This window comes from Streptomyces lunalinharesii (assembly GCF_039532155.1).
GTDB classification, from domain to species: domain Bacteria; phylum Actinomycetota; class Actinomycetes; order Streptomycetales; family Streptomycetaceae; genus Streptomyces; species Streptomyces lunalinharesii.
In genome coordinates this window covers 218,738-234,645 of record NZ_BAAARK010000010.1, presented here as the reverse complement: position 1 = coordinate 234,645, position 15,908 = coordinate 218,738, and the positions used below count along the sequence as shown (strand labels likewise).

15 protein-coding genes are annotated in these 15,908 nt (G+C 72.4%); 10 read left to right on the top strand and 5 right to left on the bottom strand.

Going from position 1 to position 15,908, the window contains the following annotated elements:
- Positions 1–256: 256 nt before the first annotated feature.
- On the bottom strand, positions 257–1,141 hold the full coding sequence (locus tag ABD385_RS18290) for a biotin--[acetyl-CoA-carboxylase] ligase (protein ID WP_344577037.1): 885 nt from the start codon (positions 1,139–1,141) through the stop codon (positions 257–259).
- Positions 1,142–1,272: 131 nt separating this feature from the next.
- Between ABD385_RS18290 and ABD385_RS18285 the strand changes: the two genes are divergently transcribed.
- The 8 genes from ABD385_RS18285 to ABD385_RS18250 all read left to right on the top strand — a co-directional run bounded on the left by ABD385_RS18285 (position 1,273) and on the right by ABD385_RS18250 (position 8,023).
- Positions 1,273–2,862, top strand: a complete 1,590-nt coding sequence (locus tag ABD385_RS18285) for an acyl-CoA carboxylase subunit beta (RefSeq protein WP_344577036.1) — start codon at positions 1,273–1,275, stop codon at positions 2,860–2,862.
- 26 nt (positions 2,863–2,888) lie between these two features.
- Complete coding sequence (locus tag ABD385_RS18280) at positions 2,889–3,104, top strand: acyl-CoA carboxylase epsilon subunit (protein WP_344577122.1); 216 nt, start codon at positions 2,889–2,891, stop codon at positions 3,102–3,104.
- 109 nt (positions 3,105–3,213) lie between these two features.
- On the top strand, positions 3,214–3,342 hold the full coding sequence (mmpB, locus tag ABD385_RS18275) for a morphogenic membrane protein MmpB (RefSeq protein WP_344577035.1): 129 nt from the start codon (positions 3,214–3,216) through the stop codon (positions 3,340–3,342).
- A gap of 203 nt (positions 3,343–3,545) precedes the next feature.
- Positions 3,546–5,030 (top strand): peptidoglycan D,D-transpeptidase FtsI family protein, encoded by a 1,485-nt coding sequence (locus ABD385_RS18270; RefSeq protein ID WP_344577121.1) that lies wholly within the window; start codon positions 3,546–3,548, stop codon positions 5,028–5,030.
- A 181-nt stretch (positions 5,031–5,211) separates the two neighbouring features.
- A complete protein-coding gene (locus ABD385_RS18265; protein ID WP_344577034.1) occupies positions 5,212–6,174 on the top strand; it encodes a tyrosine-protein phosphatase in 963 nt (320 codons plus the stop codon).
- A 15-nt stretch (positions 6,175–6,189) separates the two neighbouring features.
- Positions 6,190–6,693 carry a VanZ family protein gene (locus ABD385_RS18260; RefSeq protein ID WP_344577033.1) on the top strand — a complete coding sequence of 168 codons (504 nt, stop codon included), beginning with the start codon at positions 6,190–6,192 and terminating at the stop codon, positions 6,691–6,693.
- A 28-nt stretch (positions 6,694–6,721) separates the two neighbouring features.
- The gene (locus tag ABD385_RS18255) at positions 6,722–7,333 is read left to right on the top strand and encodes a Maf family protein (RefSeq protein WP_344577031.1); all 612 of its coding nucleotides are present in this window, start codon (positions 6,722–6,724) and stop codon (positions 7,331–7,333) included.
- Between the two features lie 111 nt (positions 7,334–7,444).
- On the top strand, positions 7,445–8,023 hold the full coding sequence (locus tag ABD385_RS18250; RefSeq protein WP_344577030.1) for a DJ-1/PfpI family protein: 579 nt from the start codon (positions 7,445–7,447) through the stop codon (positions 8,021–8,023).
- Positions 8,024–8,078: 55 nt separating this feature from the next.
- Here the strand turns inward: ABD385_RS18250 and ABD385_RS18245 are convergent, their stop codons facing one another.
- The gene (locus ABD385_RS18245; protein ID WP_344577120.1) at positions 8,079–8,537 is read right to left on the bottom strand and encodes a hypothetical protein; all 459 of its coding nucleotides are present in this window, start codon (positions 8,535–8,537) and stop codon (positions 8,079–8,081) included.
- A gap of 458 nt (positions 8,538–8,995) precedes the next feature.
- Here ABD385_RS18245 and ABD385_RS18240 point away from each other — a divergent pair, with 458 nt between their 5' ends.
- Positions 8,996–10,765, top strand: coding sequence for an acetyl/propionyl/methylcrotonyl-CoA carboxylase subunit alpha (locus ABD385_RS18240; RefSeq protein WP_344577028.1), 1,770 nt, complete (start codon positions 8,996–8,998; stop codon positions 10,763–10,765).
- Positions 10,766–10,868: 103 nt separating this feature from the next.
- Here the strand turns inward: ABD385_RS18240 and ABD385_RS18235 are convergent, their stop codons facing one another.
- Positions 10,869–12,053: an alpha/beta hydrolase gene (locus tag ABD385_RS18235; RefSeq protein ID WP_344577026.1), complete on the bottom strand. Its 1,185-nt coding sequence runs from the start codon at positions 12,051–12,053 to the stop codon at positions 10,869–10,871.
- A gap of 406 nt (positions 12,054–12,459) precedes the next feature.
- On the opposite strand from ABD385_RS18235, the gene ABD385_RS18230 reads away from it, so the two are divergent.
- On the top strand, positions 12,460–13,032 hold the full coding sequence (locus ABD385_RS18230) for a TetR/AcrR family transcriptional regulator (protein ID WP_174505004.1): 573 nt from the start codon (positions 12,460–12,462) through the stop codon (positions 13,030–13,032).
- A gap of 84 nt (positions 13,033–13,116) precedes the next feature.
- On the opposite strand, the gene ABD385_RS18225 is transcribed toward ABD385_RS18230, so the two are convergent.
- On the bottom strand, positions 13,117–14,091 hold the full coding sequence (locus ABD385_RS18225) for a DeoR/GlpR family DNA-binding transcription regulator (RefSeq protein WP_344577022.1): 975 nt from the start codon (positions 14,089–14,091) through the stop codon (positions 13,117–13,119).
- 283 nt (positions 14,092–14,374) lie between these two features.
- Positions 14,375–15,820 (bottom strand): NAD(P)H-quinone dehydrogenase, encoded by a 1,446-nt coding sequence (locus ABD385_RS18220; protein ID WP_344577020.1) that lies wholly within the window; start codon positions 15,818–15,820, stop codon positions 14,375–14,377.
- Positions 15,821–15,908 lie beyond the last annotated feature (88 nt).

Below are 15,908 nucleotides of genomic sequence, written 5' to 3'. Positions count from 1 at the left end.
GTTCCCTGCGCACGGCCCTTCCGATCTCGCTGCTCGCCCATGATCCGCTCCCTGCCGACGGACCGCCCCAACGATACGGCAGGTGTGCTCTGCCTCACGTCGTCGCGGCGTCGGGGTCGTGGACCTGCGTCCGGCCGGTGGGGCCGGGTCGCGGTGCGGGTGGCCTCGCCCGTCGTCCGGCGCGCGGGGGCCGCGGGGGCCGGGCCCGACGGCGCGGCACCGCACCGGCGGGCCCCGTCGGCGGGCCGTCCCCTTGCTACGCGTAGCCGTCCCCCGTCGACGGGCGGAGGTGGACGATGTCGCCGGCGCCCACGGGCTGTTGGACGCCGTCGGCGGTGGCGAGCACCAGGCGGCCGTCGGCGTCGAGCGCGACCGCTTCGCCCTCGACGGACCGCCCGCCCGGGAGTTCCGCCCGTACGTGCCGGCCCAGCGTGGCGCAGCCCGCCACGTACGCGGCCTGGAGGTCGCAGGCGCCCGGGTCGCCGTCGGCCGCCTGCCACTCGCCGTACCAGTGCTCCAGCGAGCGGAGCACCGCCCGCAGCAGGGGGTCCCGGTCGGTGTGGGGGGCGCCGGCGAGGGCGAGGGAGCCGGCGGTGGCGACGGGGAGTTCCTCGGCGGTGAGGGAGACGTTGAGGCCGATGCCGATGACGACGCCGTCGCCGGCGCGTTCGGCGAGGATGCCGCCCGTCTTGCGCTCCGCGCCGTCCACCGTGACCAGCAGGTCGTTGGGCCACTTGAGTGCGGTGTCGACGCCGGCGGTGCGGGCGATCGCGGTGGCCGTGGCCACGCCGGCGAGGAGCGGCAGCCAGCCCCAGCGGGCGGGCGGCACGGTCGGCGTGAGGTAGACGGAGACGAAGAGGCCGGAGCGGGGCGGCGCCGACCAGCGGCGGTCCAGGCGCCCGCGGGCCGCCGACTGCTCCTCGGCGACGAGGACGGTGCCCTCGCGCAGGTCGCCGGCGGCCGCACGCTCGGCGAGGTCGGTGTTGGTGGAGCCGGTGGCGGGAACGACGTCCAGCGCGGACCAGAGCGCGTCGGGTCGGACGAGGGCCCGACCCAGTGCGGTGGCGTTCAGCGGCGGGCGGCTCAGATCACTCCAGCGACCGGCGTCTTTGTCCCGGTTTTCCGGTGGTTGAGGCGTCATGGTCCCAGCCTAGGTGTGGTCAACGACGCAGTGCCGCAGAGCAGTCCCGCCGATACGCTACGAATCGGTAGCCACACCCGTACCTCCCCCCGTACGAGTGCCAGTCCAGGACGAGCAGGAGCCGCATCCCGATGTCCGAACCGGAAGCAAACATCCACACCACCGCGGGCAAATTGGCGGATCTGCAACGGCGGGTCGAGGAAGCCACTCACGCCGGCTCCGCCCGTGCGGTGGAAAAGCAGCACGCCAAAGGGAAGTTGACGGCGCGTGAGCGCATCGATCTCCTTCTGGACGAGGGCTCGTTCGTCGAGCTCGACGAGTTCGCCCGGCACCGGTCGACGAATTTCGGGATCGAGCAGAACCGGCCGTACGGCGATGGCGTCGTCACCGGCTACGGCACGGTCGACGGCCGTCCGGTGTGCGTGTATTCGCAGGACTTCACGATCTTCGGCGGATCGCTCGGCGAGGTCTACGGCGAGAAGATCGTCAAGGTGATGGACTTCGCGCTGAAGAACGGCTGCCCGGTCATCGGGATCAATGACGGCGGCGGTGCCCGCATTCAGGAGGGCGTGGCCGCCCTCGGACTGTTCGCGGAGATTTTCCGCCGCAATGTGCACGCGTCGGGCGTGGTGCCGCAGATTTCCCTGATCGTGGGTCCGTGTGCGGGTGGCGCGGTGTATTCGCCGGCCATCACGGATTTCACGGTGATGGTGGACCAGACCTCGCACATGTTCATCACCGGGCCGGACGTCATCAAGACGGTGACGGGGGAGGACGTCGGCTTCGAGGAGCTGGGCGGGGCCCGTACGCACAACACCACCTCGGGCGTGGCGCACCACATGGCGGGCGACGAGAAGGACGCCATCGAGTACGTCAAGGGGCTGCTGTCGTACCTGCCGTCCAACAACCTCTCGGACCCGCCGGCCTTCCCGGAGGAGGCGGACCTGGCGGTCTCCGAGGCGGACCGCGAGCTGGACACGCTGATCCCGGACTCGGCGAACCAGCCGTACGACATGCACACGGCGATCGAGCACGTGCTGGACGACGGCGAATTCCTGGAGACCCAGGCGCTGTTCGCGCCGAACATCCTCACCGGTTTCGGGCGGGTCGAGGGCCATGCGGTCGGCGTGGTGGCCAACCAGCCGATGCAGTTCGCGGGGTGCCTGGACATCAACGCGAGCGAGAAGGCCGCGCGGTTCGTGCGCACCTGCGACGCGTTCAACGTCCCGGTGCTGACGTTCGTGGACGTCCCGGGCTTCCTGCCGGGGACGGACCAGGAGTACGACGGGATCATCCGGCGCGGCGCCAAGCTGATCTACGCCTATGCGGAGGCGACGGTCCCGCTGATCACGGTGATCACGCGGAAGGCGTTCGGCGGCGCGTACGACGTCATGGGCTCCAAGCACCTGGGCGCGGACCTGAACCTCGCCTGGCCGACCGCGCAGATCGCGGTGATGGGCGCGCAGGGCGCGGTGAACATCCTGCACCGCCGCACGCTGGCCGCGATCGAGGACCCGGCCCGGCAGGACGCCCGGCGCCAGGAGCTGATCCAGGAGTACGAGGACGCCCTGCTGAATCCTTACGTCGCGGCCGAGCGGGGCTACGTCGACGCGGTGATCATGCCCTCCGAGACCCGGCGGCACATCGTCCGCGGGTTGCGCACGCTGCGCAACAAGCGCGAGGCACTGCCGCCGAAGAAGCACGGCAACATCCCGCTGTAGTCCCCGCCCGAGGAGGTCGGTTGACGATGATCAAGGTCGTACGGGGCAATCCCACGCCCGAGGAGTTGGCCGCCGCACTGGCGGTGGTGCAGGCCCGCGCGGCGGCGGTGGCCGCCGGTGGCGCCGCCGAGGAGGGCGGGGCGCGCAGCGAGTGGTCGGATCCGGCGGCGACGGTGCCGGCCCGGTCCCACCTGCCCCATCCGGGACCGCGGGCCTGGCGGACCAGCTTCTGGCCGCGATGACCTGGCCGAACGCGGTCGGTGCAGGCTGCACTGACTAGTCCTTCGCGGTACGGCGCCTGAGTACGCGTACTCAGGCGCCGTCGTCGTGGGGGGCGGGAGGATCGAGGTCATGCTGTGGTCCGATCCGCCCGACGAACCGCCCGAGGAGCTGCGCGAAGTGCAGCAGAAGCTCCGTCGGATGGGCTACGTGCTGGCCACGGCGATCATGGTGGGGACGCTGGTGCTCCTGGTGCGGTGACGGCACCCGTGGACCGCCCCGTTCCGCGGACCGGGCCGCAGGCGGCAAGCGGCAAGCGCACCGAACACCCCACTGGCCACAACAGCCTCATCGCCCCCTGCAACCGCAGAGCTCGAAAATGCATCTTTCTCTCTCGACAGTGCAATTCGGGCATGCGGCCGCGTGGTGACCTGCTGGCCGCCACCCGGGCCGGAGGGGAGACCATGAACAGGCCGCTCAGACACATAGCCGTCTTCTGCGGGGCGTTGGTGCTGGCCCTGCTGGTCCGGGCGACCTGGGTGCAGTTCGTACAGGCCGACCGGCTCGCCAACGACGACAACAACCGGCGGGTCAAGATCGAGGCGTACTCGTACCCGCTCGGCAACATCATCGTGAACGGCAAGCCCATCACCGGGTCGACCCAGACCAGCGGCGACTTCAAGTACAAGCGCACCTACACCGACGGCGCGATGTACGCCCCGGTCACCGGCTACGCCCGGCAGGCCGCGGGCGAGACCATGCTGGAGGGCGTCTACCGCAAGGTGCTCAACGGCAAGGACGACCGGCTGTTCTTCAACCGGGCGCGGGGCATGCTGACCGGCGAGAAGCCGCGCGGCGGCGACGTCCTGACGACCATCAGCGAGAAGGCGCAGAAGGCCGCGTACAAGGGGCTGACCGACCTGCACGCCAACGGCGCGGTGGTCGCCCTCGACCCGCGGTCCGGCAAGATCCTGGCGATGGCCAGCACGCCGTCGTACGACCCGTCGACCTTCGCGGGGCTGTCGGACGCGGAGGGCAAGAAGTACCTCGCGCTCGAAGCCGACAAGGGCAAGCCGATGAACAACCGGGCGCTGCGCGAGATCTACCCGCCGGGGTCCACCTTCAAGGTGCTCACCGCGGCCGCGGCGCTGGAGCACGGCACGGTCGGCGACATCAACGCCTCCTCCGGCGCCCCGGCCCCGTACACGCTCCCGCAGACCCGCACCCAGGTCGGCAACGACGTCGCGGGGGCGCCGTGCGACAAGGCGTCGCTGAAGACCGGCATGCAGTGGTCCTGCAACAACGTCTTCCTGGACGCCGCGCACAAGCTCGGCACGGACAAGATGCGCGAGACCGCGGAGAAATTCGGCTTCAACGCCGAGCAGTTCATTCCGGTGCGTTCCGCGGTGAGCGGTTATCCGAGCAAGCTGGACCAGCCGCAGACCGCACTGACCGGCATGGGGCAGGGCAGCGTGACCAGCACGCCGTTGCAGATGGCGATGGTCGCCGCCGGAATCGCCAACAACGGCAAGGTGATGAAGCCGTACCTGGTCGAGGAGCTGCGCGGTCCGGACCTTTCCACGATCGAGAAGTTCGACCCGGCGCCGCTGAATCCGAAGGAGCCGCAGGCGGTTTCCCAGGACACCGCACAGAAGGTGCAGGAAATGATGGAGTACACCGTTTCGGACGGCACCGCCTCGAAGGCGAAGATCGACGGCGTGACGGTCGGCGGCAAGACCGGCACGGCCCAGCACGGTGCGAATGTGAACGACGAGCGGCCGTACGCCTGGTTCGTCTCCTACGCGAAGCTGCCCGACGGGAGTTCGCCGGTGGCGGTGGCGGTCTTCGTCGACCCGAAGGACATGGACATCCCGCGTTCGGAGATCGCCGGCGGAAAGCTGGGCGGGCCGATCGCGAAGTCGGTGATGCAGGCCGTGCTGAACCAGTAGGCAATTCCGGGACGCGGAATGCGGCGGGCCGGGCGGCCGGGACATAGGGGGAAATGCTCTCCCTTGAGCACCGGGGCCCGGCCCGTTTCCTGTGGGCTTCCTGTGCTGCCGGCTGTGCGTTTCCTGTGACCGTCGGCGATGTTTATGGAGGATTTACCGTAGCCGCCCCTACCGTCGCCTAATGGCCACCATTAAAAAGCTTCCGGGACGGCGGTCGGTGCGCCGGCTCGTCGTCGCGGCCACCGGTCTCGGTGTCCTCGCCACCGGCGCCGTCGGCTGCTCCGCGCGCCCCGCCCCAGACGCCGCGGGCAGCGGGTCGCGCAGCGCCGCCCGGGCCGCCGCCACCGCCCCCGTCCCCCGGTCGATGGGACTGCGGGACGCCCCCAACGCCCGCGACCTGGGCGGCTACCGGACCGCCGACGGCCACGAGGTCCGCCACGGCGTCGTCTACCGCGCCGACGCGCTGAACCACCTCACCCCCGCCGAGCAGCGCACCCTCACCGAGGACGGCGTCACCGAAGACCTCGACTTCCGCTCGCCGGCCGAGGTGGCGACCGCCCGGGACGCGCTGCCGACCGGGGTCCACCGCACCGCCCTGCCCGTCTACGACCCCAAGGCCGACCTGTCCCGCACCATGGCCACGCTCCTCGCGGGCGGCCCGGCGGCGCAGCAGCGGGCGCTCGGCGCCGGCAAGGCGGTGCAGATGATGGACGCGTACTACGCCTGGCTGGTGAGCGACCCGGCGGCCGGCAAGGCGTTCGGGGCGGCGGCCCGGGCGATCGCCGACGGCCGGACGCCGGTGCTCTACCACTGCACCCAGGGCAAGGACCGCACCGGCTGGATGAGCGCCGTCCTGCTGACCGCCGCGGGCGTGCCGCGGACCACCGTCGACCAGGACTACCTGGCGTCCAACCACTACCTCCAGGCCGCCAACGACCGTCAGGTGGCGCAGCTCCAGGCGGCCGGCAAGCTCAAGGACCCGGCGCTGCTGGAGCCGGTGCTGGGGGTGCGGGAGAGCTATCTGGACGCGGCGTTCAACGAGGTCAAGGCCAAGTACGGCTCGTTCGACGGCTATCTGGGCAAGGGGCTCGGACTGGACCGGGCCACCGAACGCAAGCTGCGGCAACGCCTGATCGCCGCCTGAGGAGGGCAAGCGCCGATGTCCCCGAAGCTGCATGCCCTGGTGATGGCCGCGCTGAGCGCGGTGCTGATCCTCGTCGCCCTGCTGGCGTGGCGGCCGCTCGTCCGCCACCGCGGTTGGCCGCGCGTCCCCACCCTGCTGTTCCTCGTGACCTACGGCCTGTGCGTCGGGATCACCCTCCCCGACCAGCTCGCACCGGGCGTCCTGGGGCGGCTGCACGCGTGCGTCGTGGAGGGCGGGGCGGGGGCGCGCACGCTGGGTGCGGGCGCCGGGCACCAACTGGTCAACGTCCTGCTGTGGATCCCGCCGGCGCTCTGCGGGGTGCTGGCGACCCGGCGGGCCCTGCTGGTACCGCTCGGCATCTCCGCCACCTGGGCCGCCGTCGAACTCCTCCAGACCCTCGACCCGGTGCGCGACTGCCAGCCCGCCGACTGGGCGCACAACACCCTGGGGGCCGCACTGGGCGCCCTCGTGGGGTGGCTGGTGCTGCGGGCCGGGCGGCGCCGGGCCCCGGCGCTCTGAGCGCCGCCGGCTCCGTACGATGGCGGGCATGACCGAAGCTGCCCGCCCCCGCCGTCTCGTCCTCGCCTCCCAGTCCCCGGCCCGGCTCGGCCTGCTCCGACAGGCCGGGTTGGCGCCCGAGGTCGTGGTCAGCGGGGTCGACGAGGACGCGCTGACCGCCGCCACCCCCGAGGAGCTGGCCCGGGTGCTGGCCGAGGCGAAGGCCGCCGCGGTCGCGGCCCGGCCGGCGGCCGCCGGTGCGCTGGTCGTCGGCTGCGACTCGGTGCTGGAGCTGGACGGGCGGGCGCTGGGCAAGCCCGCGGACGCCGAGGACGCCACGGCCCGCTGGAAGTCCATGCGCGGCCGGTCCGGGGTCCTGCGCACCGGCCACTGCGTGATCGACACCGCGACCGGCCGGCAGGTCTCGGCCACCGCGTCCACCACGGTCCGCTTCGGCGAGCCCAGCGACGCCGAGGTCGCCGCGTACGTGGCCAGCGGTGAACCGCTGTACGTGGCGGGCGCGTTCACCCTCGACGGCCGCTCGGCGCCGTTCATCGACGGGATCGACGGCGACCCGGGCAACGTCATCGGCCTGTCGCTCCCGCTGTTCCGCCGCCTGCTGGCCGACCTGGGCGTCGCGATCACCGACCTGTGGACCTGAGCGGTCCGGATCCCGTCCACGACGGGCGTTTTCCGGCCAGCCGGTGAGGGGGACGCGTCGCCGGGGAACCGATGGTTCCCGAAGCGACCGACACCGCGAGGAGCGTTCCCCATGCCCAAGATCCTGATCATCGCCGGCGACGCCAGCGAGGACCTGGAGTTCTTCTACCCGTACCAGCGGCTGCTGGAGGAGGGGTACGAGGTCCACGTCGCGGCGCCGTCGCGCAAGAAGCTGCGGTTCGTCACGCACGACTTCGTCGAGGGCTACGACACCTACACCGAGTCGGCCGGCCACTCCTGGCCGGCCGACCTGGCGCTGTCCGAGGTCGACCCGGCCGCCTACGCGGCGCTGGTCCTCCCGGGCGGCCGGGCCCCCGAATACCTGCGGCACGACCCGCACTTCGGGCCGGTGGTGCGGCACTTCTTCGACGCGGACAAGCCGGTCGCGCACCTGTGCCACGCGGCCCTGGCCCTGGCCCCGCTGGGCGTGCTGAAGGGCCGCCGCACCTCGGCCTACCCGGCCTGCTCGCCGGAGGTGGAGCTGGGCGGCGGGGTCTTCGTGGACGGCGCGGCGGTGGTGGACGGCAAGGTCGTCTCGGCCCGCGCCTGGCCGGACCAGCCGGAGTGGATGCGGGCGTTCGTCGGCATCCTGCGCGCGCACGCGCCGGCGGACGGGCCCGCCGGGAGCTGACGGGCGGGCCGGTCCGGGGCGGCGCCCCGGGGGACGCGCCTGCCCCGGCCGGGCGTCAGGCGGGTGCGCCGCCCGCGGCCGGGTCCTCGACCGGTGCCGCCTGCGGGCGCGCCTCGCCGTAGGCCACCAGCGTCAGCACGAGCAGCGCCAGCACCACCATCGCGGCGGCGAACGCCGGCCAGCCGAGCAGTCCGACGGCGAGCGCCCCGAGGACGCCGTGCACCACCGCGCAGCAGATCAGCGCGATGCGCGCCAGGCGCCCGGGGCCGCGGTCCACGAGCGCGCCGCGCAGCAGCACCGCGGCGCAGCCGAGCAGGAAGAGGGCGAAGACCGCGCCGCCGGCCCAGGCGCCGGCGGACATGGCGCCCGGCCGCAGGCCGGCCAGGGACATCTGCTGCCGGTCGACCACGATGCTCAGGATCCAGTTGAGCAGCAGCATCCCGGCCGCTTCGAGGATCAGGACCACTGCCGCCGCCAGGGCCACCGGTCTGCGGGCCGCCACCACCACGCCCACCCCACTTCCACCGTCATGCGCCCTCGCCGCGCTGTCCGCGCCGCCGTGCGCCGTCGTCACGAGCCGTTACCAGGAGTACAGAAGGCATCACGCACGCTACTAATGGGTAACACTCACGGCAAGGGGTCTGCACCACCGCGCACGCCCTCCTTCCGCATGCCCCCACCCGGCGCGCTCACCCGAAAACTTTCACTCGCCCATTCGTAGGGACTCCACAAAGAATTGACGGTTCGCCGGGAGTCCGCAGTTCGAGACCTAGACCACACCGCGCCATGGACCAGCGCCCCGGAATCCGGCTCTACCCTGGGATTCCAACGGACTTTGCTCCCTCACCACCGCCGCGTGCACGCTCCGTGTGGGCAAGCTCACCCCAAAGAACGGGTCGGCACGCGGTGTCGCCAGTCCCTAAACTCGCTGCGTTCAGTGTGTTGCGGCGTAGCGCCCAGGAAGGACCCATCGTGCGCAAGGTGCTCATCGCCAACCGTGGCGAAATCGCTGTCCGCGTTGCCCGTGCATGCCGGGACGCCGGAATCGGGAGCGTAGCCGTCTACGCCGACCCGGACCGGGACGCCCTGCACGTGCGTGCCGCGGACGAGGCATTTGCCTTGGGCGGTGACACCCCTGCCACCAGCTACCTCGACTTCGCCAAGGTCCTCCAGGCCGCCGCCGATTCCGGTGCGGACGCGATCCACCCCGGCTACGGCTTCCTCTCCGAGAACGCCGAGTTCGCGCAGGCGGTGCTCGACGCCGGCCTGACCTGGATCGGCCCGCCGCCGCACGCCATCCGCGACCTCGGTGACAAGGTCGCCGCCCGGCACATCGCCCAGCGCGCCGGCGCCCCGCTGGTCGCCGGCACCTCGGACCCGGTCTCCGGTGCCGACGAGGTCGTCGCCTTCGCCAAGGAGCACGGGCTGCCCATCGCCATCAAGGCGGCGTTCGGCGGCGGCGGCCGCGGCCTGAAGGTCGCCCGCACCCTCGAAGAGATCCCCGAGCTCTACGAATCCGCGGTCCGCGAGGCGGTCGCCGCGTTCGGCCGCGGCGAGTGCTTCGTCGAGCGCTACCTCGACCGCCCGCGGCACGTCGAGACCCAGTGCCTGGCCGACAAGCACGGCAACGTGGTCGTCGTCTCCACCCGCGACTGCTCGCTCCAGCGCCGCCACCAGAAACTCGTCGAGGAGGCCCCCGCGCCGTTCCTGAGCGACGAGCAGAACGCCGAGCTGTACCGCGCCTCCAAGGCCATCCTCAAGGAGGCCGGCTACGAGGGCGCCGGCACCTGCGAGTTCCTCGTCGGCCAGGACGGCACCATCTCCTTCCTGGAGGTCAACACCCGCCTCCAGGTGGAGCACCCGGTCACCGAGGAGGTCACCGGACTGGACCTGGTCCGCGAGATGTTCCGGATCGCCGACGGCGAGGAGCTGGGCTACGACGACCCGGCGCTGCGCGGCCACTCCTTCGAGTTCCGGATCAACGGCGAGGACCCGGGCCGCAACTTCCTGCCCGCGCCCGGCACCGTCACCCGGTTCGACGCGCCGTCGGGCCCGGGCGTCCGCATGGACGCCGGCGTCGAGGCCGGCTCGGTCATCGGCCCCGCCTGGGACTCCCTGCTCGCCAAGCTGATCGTCACCGGCGCCACCCGCGAGCAGGCCCTCCAGCGGGCCGCCCGGGCGCTGAACGAGTTCCACGTGGACGGCATGGCCACCGCCCTCACCTTCCACCGCGTGGTCGTCAAGGACCCGGCGTTCGCCCCCGAACTCACCGGTTCCGCCGGGCCGTTCACGGTCCACACCCGCTGGATCGAGACCGAGTTCGTCAACGAGATCCCGCCGTTCGCCGCGCCCGGTGCGGAGGAGGCCGAGGCCGACACCCGCGAGACGGTGGTGGTCGAGGTCGGCGGCAAGCGGCTGGAGGTCTCGCTGCCGGCGTCGCTCGGCATGCCGCTGGCCCGCGCCGCGGTCGCCGGGGGCGCCAAGCCCAAGCGCAAGGCCACCAAGAAGAGCGGCAGCGCCGCCTCCGGTGACACCCTGGCCTCCCCGATGCAGGGCACCATCGTCAAGGTCGCCGTCGAGGAGGGCCAGCAGGTCGCCGAGGGCGAACTGGTCATCGTCCTGGAGGCGATGAAGATGGAGCAGCCGATCAACGCGCACCGCGCGGGCACCGTCAAGGGCCTGGCCGCCGAGGTGGGCTCGGCCCTCACCTCCGGCGCCGTGATCTGCGAGATCAAGGACTGAGCGGTCCCCGCACCGGCACAGGGGCGGGCTCCCGGTACCTCGGTACCAGGAGCCCGCCCCGCGCCGTTGTCGCCACCGTTGTCGCCGGCGCGGACGACGGCGGCTACGACTTCCCCACGACCTCCTCCGGGAAGACCAGCGTCCGGCTCATCCACTGGAGCGCGGCGGGCAGTTCGCGGCGCCAGGTGGCGAAGTTGTGGCTGCCGTGGTCGAGCACGATCGAGTCCGCCTTCATGGGCGGGCGGACCGCGGCCAGGAACGCCCGCGCCGCCGGGTAGTTCTTCTCCCCGCTGCGGCTGGTGCCGATCAGCACGTTGACGTCGGGCGACGGCAGGTGCGCCAGCCGCCACATCAGGTCGTGCTCCTCGCGGCGCTTGCCGCGGTCCTTGCCGTCGCCGAAGAGGTTGCCGGTGGTGGGGTCGTTGGAGACCTTGTAGTCGGGCGAGAGGGCGGCCGCCGCGGTGTAGGTGCCGGGGTGGCGCATGGCGAGCTGGAGGGCGCAGCTTCCCCCGGAGGAGTAGCCGAGCAGGCCCCAGGCGCCCGGGTCGTGCCCCACCCGGTAGTGCGACTTCAGGGCCTCGGGGACGTCCTGGGCGAAGAACGTCTCGGCCTGCGGGCCACCGGGGACGTCGACGCACTGGGTGTCCCGCGGCGGCGCGATGGTGGGGCGCAGCATCACGATGACGGTCGGCTGGAGCGTGCCGTCGCGGACCAGCTTCGCCGCGGTCTCCGGCATCCGCAGGTGCTGGCCCAGCAGGAATATCCCGCCCGGGTAGCCGCTGAGCGCGACGACGACCGGGAAGCGCTGGCGGGCGTACTGCTTCTGGAAGTACTGCGGCGGCAGGTAGACGTACGCCGGGTCCACCACCCGGGTCCGCTTGCCCACGATCCGGACCGTCTCGACCTTGCCGTTCTTCTCCGGCGGGCCCTTGGGCAGCCCGTGCACCTTGTCCAGCCCCTCGGGGCCGGAGGGCTGCACCAGGCCCTTGGTCGGGTCGCCGGCGGGCCCCGCGGCGCCCTCGTCGCCCCACTTGCCGACCGCGGCGGGGGCCCCGTCGTACAGGCCGAGCAGTTCGTGCCAGGAGGCGTAGAACTGGAAGTTGGTGTTCACCACCAGGCCGAGTGCGGCCACGACCGCCAACTGGGTCGCGGCGATCGCCCCGAGCCGCCCGAGCACCGCCCGCGGCCCGCGCCCGGCGAACCGCGGCCAGAGCCAGACGGTGAGCCCCACACAGGCCACGGAAAGGGCGATCATGGCGTACAACAGTGGCCGGCTGGTCAGTCCCATCGATGTTCCCCAGACTTCCTGGACGGCCCCCGGACGTCCCCGGAAGCCCTCTTTGCGCCTGGTTTGATGGCCCTTGGCAGGGTGACGTTGCCGCCTTCGCGAGGAGTTCGCCGGTCCGACGGACCCGGTACGCCGGAACATCACCGGCCGGCCGCCGGCCGTCCACGTGCGGCGTCGGCATCCGGCCGCGGGTCCTGGCCGACCGGGCCGGCCGGGCCGGCGACGATCCCGCCGGCCCCCGCCCACCGCGCCGGGACACCCGTCCGGCGGGCAATGGCATCCTGGAGCCACCGGCCGCAACCGGCCGGTGTGAGGAAGGACGGCGATGGCGACCGACACGGCAGGGCAGCGGCGGGTGGAGCGGGCCGCGGCGCACGCGGCCGGGGGGACGTCCGCGGTGCGTCCCATGCGGGCCGACGCCCGGCGGAACTACGAGCGGCTGCTGACCGAGGCGCGCACGGCGTTCACCGAGCACGGCACGGACACCTCGTTGGAGGACATCGCGCGCCGGGCCGGCGTCGGCATCGGCACGCTGTACCGGCACTTCCCCAACCGCACCGCCCTGATGGGCGCGGTCTTCCAGGGCGAGGTGCACGCCCTGGTCGGCTACGCGCGGGAGTTGGCCGACGCGCCGCAGCCATGCACCGCGCTGGTCGACTGGCTGCGCGCGCTGATCACGCACGCCAGCACCTACCGGGGCCTGTCCCGGGCGATGATGACCGCGTCGGCGGACGAGAGTTCGGGCATGGCGCGGTGCAGCGTGCCGCTGGGCGAGGCGGGCGCCGCGCTGCTGAGCCGGGCCCAGCAGGCCGGTGCGGTGCGCCGGGACGTCGTCATCGGCGACCTGCTCCAGCTCACCAACGGCATCGCGCTGGCCGCCGAGGAGTCCCCGGACGATCCGGAGCTGGCCGACCGGCTGCTGACGCTGACCCTACGCGGGCTGAAGGCGGGCGGCACGGGCCGGGAGGCCGGGGCGTAGCCCGCCGCCCGGCGGATCCGGGCGGGCCCCGGCGTCCCGGGCCGGACTCTCCGGCCCGCCCGACGCCCGCCGTCCCGCCGCGGCTCAGCGCCGTCGGGGCGCCAGATCCGCCACCCGGCCGTCCCCGAGCGCGCCCGCCGAGCGCAGCTGTGGCGCCCCGGGCGCGCCGCCCGGGTGGCTGCGCCGCTGGCCCGGCAGCGGCACGTCCCGCCGCGGGCCCCGGCGCTCCGGCGGGGCGGGCTCCATGCCCGGCTGGGCGGGTGCCTGGCCGGGGAGCGAGTTGCTGGCGACGGCGATCTGGACGCCCTGGTCGGCCAGTGCCTGCAATTCGGTGGCGGCCCGGTCGTCGTGGGCCGGCGGCTCGTCCGTCACCAGGCGGGTGATGACGTCCGTCGGCACGGTCTGGAACATGGTGTCGGAGCCGAGCTTGGTGTGGTCGGCGAGCACCACCACCTCCCCCGCCGCCTGCACGAGCGCCCGGTCGACGCTGGCGGAGAGCATGTTGGAGGTGGACAGGCCGCGCTCGGCGGTCAGGCCGCTGCCCGACAGGAAGGCGCGGGAGACCCGCAGTCCCTGGAGCGACTGCTCGGCACCGCTGCCGACCAGCGCGTAGTTGGAACCGCGCAGGGTTCCGCCGGTCATCACCACCTCGACGCGGTTGGCGTGGGCCAGTGCCTGGGCGACGAGCAGGGAGTTGGTGACGACGGTCAGGCCGGGGACCCGGGCGAGCCGGCGGGCCAGCTCCTGGGTGGTGGTCCCGGCGCCGACGACGATGGCCTCGCCCTCCTCGACGAAACCGGCGGCGAGGTCGGCGATCGCCGTCTTCTCCGCGGTGGCGAGGTGGGACTTCTGCGGGAAGCCGGACTCGCGGGTGAAACCTCCTGGTAGGACCGCCCCGCCGTGCCGGCGGTCGAGCAGTCCCTCTGCCTCCAGCGCCCGCACGTCGCGCCGTACGGTCACTTCGGAGGTCTGGACGACGCGGGCGAGCTCCCGGAGCGACACCGCTCCGTTAGCACGCACCATTTCTAGGATCAATTGGCGACGTTCTGCAGCGAACACGAAACTGACAGTAACGCCAACGACCGTCTGTTTTCAGCAGGTTGCACCAATTAACGGAAGTTGTTCACACGGCATCACTTCACGTGGTAAGCGGCATGCACATGCCCCGATCGCCGTCACCGTGCGTGCACAAATCCGCCCGCTGCCTGGTCAGTTGCACTCTTCGAGGAGAGGGTGACGCCCCATGGGGAGAGGCGTCCGGTCCCGACCGTGCAGGACCGTTTCACCCCAAGTGCCCATCGTGGGCACAAATATTCCATGGGCCCGCTTGCGGGGCGGGCGGTCAGTCGCCGGCCGCCTTGCGGGTGTGCAGCTGGCGGGCGACCTCGGCGATCGAGCCGGACAGCGACGGGTAGACGGTGAAGGCGCTGGCGATCTGCTCGACCGTCAGGTTGTTGTCGACCGCGATCGAGATCGGGTGGATCAGCTCGCTGGCCCGCGGCGAGACCACCACGCCGCCGACGACGATGCCGGTGCCGGGGCGGCAGAACAGCTTCACGAAGCCGTCGCGGATGCCCTGCATCTTGGCGCGCGGGTTGCGCAGCAGCGGGAGCTTGACCGCCCGGGCGTCGATCACGCCGTTGTCGACGTCGGCCTGGGAGTAGCCGACGGTGGCGATCTCGGGGTCGGTGAAGACGTTCGCGGAGACCGTCTTGAGGTTGAGCGGGGTGACCGCGTCGCCCAGGAAGTGGTACATCGCGATGCGGCCCTGCATGGCGGCGACCGACGCCAGCGCGAACACGCCGGTGCAGTCGCCGGCCGCGTAGACGCCGGGGGCGGTGGTGCGGGAGACCTTGTCGGTCCAGATGTGGCCGGAGTCCTTCAGCCGGACGCCGGCGCCCTCCAGGCCGATCCCCTCGGTGTTGGGGATGGAGCCGACCGCCATCAGGCAGTGCGTGCCGGAGATGGTGCGGCCGTCGGCGAGGGTGACCTCGACCCGGTCGCCCACCCGCTTGGCGGACTGCGCCCGCGAGCGCGCCATGACGTTCATCCCGCGGCGCCGGAAGACGTCCTCCAGCACGGCGGCGGCGTCCGGGTCCTCGCCCGGCAGCACCCGGTCGCGGGAGGAGACGAGGGTGACCCGGGAACCGAGCGCCTGGTAGGCACCGGCGAACTCGGCGCCGGTGACGCCGGAGCCGACCACGATGAGTTCCTCGGGCAGCTCGGTGAGGTCGTAGACCTGCGTCCAGTTCAAGATCCGCTCACCGTCCGGCTCGGCGTCCGGGATCTCGCGCGGGTGGGCGCCGGTGGCGACCAGTACGGCGTCGGCGATCAGGGCCTCGGTCGAGCCGTCGGCGGTGGTCACGGTGACCTTGCGGGAACCGTCCGGCGCCTGGCCCGGCTCCAGCCGGCCGCGGCCGCGCATCACCCGGCCGCCGGCACGGGTGACCGACGCGGTGATGTCGTGGGACTGGGCCAGCGCCAGCCGCTTGACCCGTCGGTTGACCTTGCCGAGGTCGACGCCGACCACCCGGGCGGGGCGCTCGCTGTAAGGGGTGTCGTCCTCGACGATGATGCCGAGTTCCTCGTAGGAGGAGTCGAAGGTCGTCATCACCTCGGCGGTGGCGATGAGGGTCTTCGACGGGACGCAGTCGGTCAACACCGACGCGCCGCCCAGACCGTCGCAATCGACGACGGTCACCTCCGCGCCGAGCGAAGCCCCCACCAGGGCAGCTTCGTATCCGCCGGGTCCACCACCGATGATCACGATCCGAGTCACGTACTCCATTCTCCCGCACGCCCGGCGACGGCTCTCCCCCGGGGGCGCGGATGGGGCCGGGTGGGCGCCGGGCCCGTGCTCTCGCCAGCCTGTTGTA

What these genes read in the sequence shown, in the direction of transcription:
- ABD385_RS18290 (WP_344577037.1), bottom strand. Translation starts at nt 1,141, where the DNA reads ATGACGCCTCAACCACCGGAAAACCGGGACAAAGACGCCGGTCGCTGG.
- ABD385_RS18285 (WP_344577036.1), top strand. Translation starts at nt 1,273, where the DNA reads ATGTCCGAACCGGAAGCAAACATCCACACCACCGCGGGCAAATTGGCG.
- ABD385_RS18280 (WP_344577122.1), top strand. Translation starts at nt 2,889, where the DNA reads ATGATCAAGGTCGTACGGGGCAATCCCACGCCCGAGGAGTTGGCCGCC.
- mmpB (WP_344577035.1), top strand. Translation starts at nt 3,214, where the DNA reads ATGCTGTGGTCCGATCCGCCCGACGAACCGCCCGAGGAGCTGCGCGAA.
- ABD385_RS18270 (WP_344577121.1), top strand. Translation starts at nt 3,546, where the DNA reads ATGAACAGGCCGCTCAGACACATAGCCGTCTTCTGCGGGGCGTTGGTG.
- ABD385_RS18265 (WP_344577034.1), top strand. Translation starts at nt 5,212, where the DNA reads ATGGCCACCATTAAAAAGCTTCCGGGACGGCGGTCGGTGCGCCGGCTC.
- ABD385_RS18260 (WP_344577033.1), top strand. Translation starts at nt 6,190, where the DNA reads ATGTCCCCGAAGCTGCATGCCCTGGTGATGGCCGCGCTGAGCGCGGTG.
- ABD385_RS18255 (WP_344577031.1), top strand. Translation starts at nt 6,722, where the DNA reads ATGACCGAAGCTGCCCGCCCCCGCCGTCTCGTCCTCGCCTCCCAGTCC.
- ABD385_RS18250 (WP_344577030.1), top strand. Translation starts at nt 7,445, where the DNA reads ATGCCCAAGATCCTGATCATCGCCGGCGACGCCAGCGAGGACCTGGAG.
- ABD385_RS18235 (WP_344577026.1), bottom strand. Translation starts at nt 12,053, where the DNA reads ATGGGACTGACCAGCCGGCCACTGTTGTACGCCATGATCGCCCTTTCC.
- ABD385_RS18230 (WP_174505004.1), top strand. Translation starts at nt 12,460, where the DNA reads ATGCGGGCCGACGCCCGGCGGAACTACGAGCGGCTGCTGACCGAGGCG.
- ABD385_RS18220 (WP_344577020.1), bottom strand. Translation starts at nt 15,820, where the DNA reads ATGGAGTACGTGACTCGGATCGTGATCATCGGTGGTGGACCCGGCGGA.